This is a genomic window from Cyanobium sp. NIVA-CYA 375 (assembly GCF_056108345.1).
In genome coordinates, this window is sequence record NZ_JBSYHW010000147.1 from 1 (window position 1) to 2,767 (window position 2,767).

5 protein-coding genes are annotated in these 2,767 nt (G+C 64.3%); all 5 read left to right on the forward strand.

Annotated elements, in window-relative coordinates; all coding sequences use genetic code 11:
- Positions 1–412 precede the first annotated feature (412 nt).
- Positions 413–715 (forward strand): type II toxin-antitoxin system RelE/ParE family toxin, encoded by a 303-nt coding sequence (locus tag AC01FP_RS16830; RefSeq protein ID WP_474481818.1) that lies wholly within the window; start codon positions 413–415, stop codon positions 713–715.
- Between the two features lie 23 nt (positions 716–738).
- A complete protein-coding gene (locus tag AC01FP_RS16835; protein WP_474481819.1) occupies positions 739–1,047 on the forward strand; it encodes an addiction module antidote protein in 309 nt (102 codons plus the stop codon).
- Positions 1,048–1,348: 301 nt separating this feature from the next.
- Positions 1,349–1,606, forward strand: coding sequence for a UDP binding domain-containing protein (locus tag AC01FP_RS16840; protein ID WP_474481820.1), 258 nt, complete (start codon positions 1,349–1,351; stop codon positions 1,604–1,606).
- A 328-nt stretch (positions 1,607–1,934) separates the two neighbouring features.
- The gene (locus tag AC01FP_RS16845; RefSeq protein WP_474481821.1) at positions 1,935–2,219 is read left to right on the forward strand and encodes a hypothetical protein; all 285 of its coding nucleotides are present in this window, start codon (positions 1,935–1,937) and stop codon (positions 2,217–2,219) included.
- A 302-nt stretch (positions 2,220–2,521) separates the two neighbouring features.
- On the forward strand, positions 2,522–2,767 hold a 246-nt coding region (locus AC01FP_RS16850; RefSeq protein WP_474481822.1), incomplete at its 3' end, for a UDP binding domain-containing protein.

Consider the following 2,767-nt stretch of genomic DNA (forward strand, 5'->3'; position numbering starts at 1 on the left):
GCCGCTGAGGTCGCCCCAGAGCAGCTGCCTGTAGCCAGCCAGTTTGCCGGTCCACTCTACGACCCTGAGCGCTTGGCGGAGCTGGGGTGGACGTATTACGCGATTGGGCGGGGGGCTTCTGTTAGCCCGGTGGTGTGAGGGGCTGGGCGGGGCTGGTGCCCTCCGGGAGGGGGTGGGGCGCAAGGTCCATGTCCGGCGCAGGCGCTTGGCTGGAAAACCAGTGAAAACACGGAGGCCCTGCGCGGCAGTACAGGTGTACTGTGACGAGATCGGGATGTGGAGGGCTGATCAGTGTCAGTGGGCGGGGCTTGAAAACCGATCACTGGTTCTACGGGCTGTTCCAGGCCGCCGCAGACTTGGTCGCGTTGCTTGCGGGGCGGCACGCCAGTAGCTTGTGGGCTACAATTGGGCCATGAGGGTCATTCAGTCAGGTGCCTACCGGGCCTGGATTGATGGCCTCCGGGATCAAGCCGGAAGGGCCCGCATCCTCATGCGCGTTGACCGTCTCATTCATGGCAACGCAGGAGCCTCTCGCTACCTAGTCGAAGGTGTCTCTGAGTTAAAGATTGATGTAGGACCTGGCTACAGGGTGTATGACGCGCGCCACGGAGATCGCCTTCTGCTTCTCCTTGCCGGAGGCAATAAATCGACCCAGTCTAACGACATTGCCAAAGCTCTTGAGTTGAATCGTCAGTTTCTGGAAGACCGCCAATGAAGCATGCGCAACCCAAGCCCCAAATGCCTCCAGAAACGTTCGCTCCCTATGACGTTGCTGAACATCTGCGAACGCCTGCTGAAATGGCGGCTTACCTCGACGCATGGCTGGTCGAGGCGCCCGATGATGTGGCCGGTATCGCAAGAGCTTTAGGTGATATCGCCCGAGCCCAAGGGATGGCGCAGGTGGCCAAGGATGCGGGCCTTAGCCGAGAGAGCTTGTATCGATCTCTTTCTGCCGAAGGTAATCCCAGCTTTGCCACCGTTCTGAAGGTTGCCAAAGCACTGGGGCTTCGCCTGCAGGCCCATCCTGTGGATGGCCCTCAACACTGAAGTCGCAGCAGGTTCGTTCACGAAGGCTGGTGGTGAACCTCCTGGTTGGCACCGTGAGCGGCAAGCGCATTGCGGTGCTCGGTTTTGCCTATCGCCTGCGGCCGACTTCGTCGACAAGGCCGACACCAACGACATCCCGCGTAGCCGCAGGCTTCTCCGCAGGAGTAAACCCGGCCATCCGCATCTGCCGCGACCTGCTCGAGGAAGGCGGACAGCTGCCAATCTTTGATCCCAAGGTCAGCGCCGAGCAGATCGCAGCGGACCTTGACCGAGAGCCACAGGCCGGATCAGCCGGCGCGGGATGCAGAGCGAGGGGGTGTGGCAGCCGGCCGCCGATCCCCTGGCAGCCGTCCAGGGCGCCGATGCCGTGGTGCTTCTCACCGAGTGGCAGCAGTTCCGCCAGCTCAAGTGGCCTGCCCTGGCGGCGGTGTTGCCGCAGGCTTCCGCGAAGCGGTTGCGCCAGCCCGCTTGGCTATTTGACGCCCGCGCCGTGGCGGATGCGGCGGCTGCTCGTGCGGCGGGGCTGAGGGTGTGGGTTGTGGGAGAGGGTGAGGGGTAGGCCACCCGGTGTGGCGGCGCCCGCCGGGAAGGGGCTTGATCCGGGGAGCTGATGCCCGCCGCAGGCACTTGATCGCAGGCCCGTGAAACCCCTGAGACCTCGCTTGGCAGTACTGGCGCACTATGCAGTGATCGGCACTGGTGCGGGCTCGCTACGGTGATCTCAGATGTTGAAGGTCTTCCAGGGCAACCCGATTCAGTGCCCCCGCCTCGGCTGCTGGATCGTCAGGGCTGGTCAACCCTTGCCGCTGGCGCCCTGCTGCTGCTGATTTCGGCCACCACGAACTATGGCAACGACAACCTCTCCCGCTTCCGCAGGCTCCCGGTCCATGACCAGGTCGGACTATGTCTCCACTTTGCCGCCCTGGCGGCGCTTGTTAGCGACGCTCAATTGGCGTCCCGTTTACGACATCGAGCAGCGTGGACGCGAGAGCGAGAGGCGTACGAAGCAGCTCGAGAGCGAGTTCGAGCAGAGAGAGCTCGAACGGGACAAACGCTTGAAGCAGCTCGAGATCGAGAACAGGCGGCTCGCCGCACTCGAATCCAGAATGGATGCCTTGCTGCTCAGTGCCGATTCCACCTCGCAGACACCTCCCGCAACCGGCTCGAACTGAGTGAAGCCCTGGCGGTGTTGCTGGACGAGCTCCGGCCGCCAACGGGCTGAGCTGGGCTGCCAGTCGTGAGGTGCTTGCCGGCCTTGAGAGGCCCTGGCATCGCAGGCCCCGGCTCACTCGCCAGGCTTCACCCCCTGGCGGCTGCGAGAGGAGCCACCCCGAACACCCCCGATCGCCCCCGCCATCTGCGGCGGCTTGCAGGCCGTGGAAGCCGTGAACCAGTTCCAGAAGCAGCGTCTGCATCGGCTGATCAGCCAGCACTTCGGTGGCGGGGCTGGCCTGGCCGGTCGCCGCTTTGCGGTATGGGGCCTGGCGTATGGCCTCCGGCCGACTTCGTCTACAAACCCAACACCGACGACATGAGGGAAGCGCCGGCCCGCGATCTGCTGGAGGCTCTCTGGGCTGATGGCGCCTCGGTGGCGGCCTACGACCCCAAGGCCGCTGAGGAAGCCACGGAGGGCGCCGATGCCCTGGTGATCTGCACGGAGTGGAAGCGGTTCATGGCCCCCAACTTCGATCAGCTGGCCACCGCCCTGCGTCAGAAGCTG

Excerpts from the sequence above, each read along its gene's own strand:
- AC01FP_RS16835 (WP_474481819.1), top strand. The coding sequence starts at position 739 with ATGCCTCCAGAAACGTTCGCTCCCTATGACGTTGCTGAACATCTGCGA.
- AC01FP_RS16840 (WP_474481820.1), top strand. The coding sequence starts at position 1,349 with ATGCAGAGCGAGGGGGTGTGGCAGCCGGCCGCCGATCCCCTGGCAGCC.
- AC01FP_RS16845 (WP_474481821.1), top strand. The coding sequence starts at position 1,935 with ATGACCAGGTCGGACTATGTCTCCACTTTGCCGCCCTGGCGGCGCTTG.
- AC01FP_RS16830 (WP_474481818.1), top strand. The coding sequence starts at position 413 with ATGAGGGTCATTCAGTCAGGTGCCTACCGGGCCTGGATTGATGGCCTC.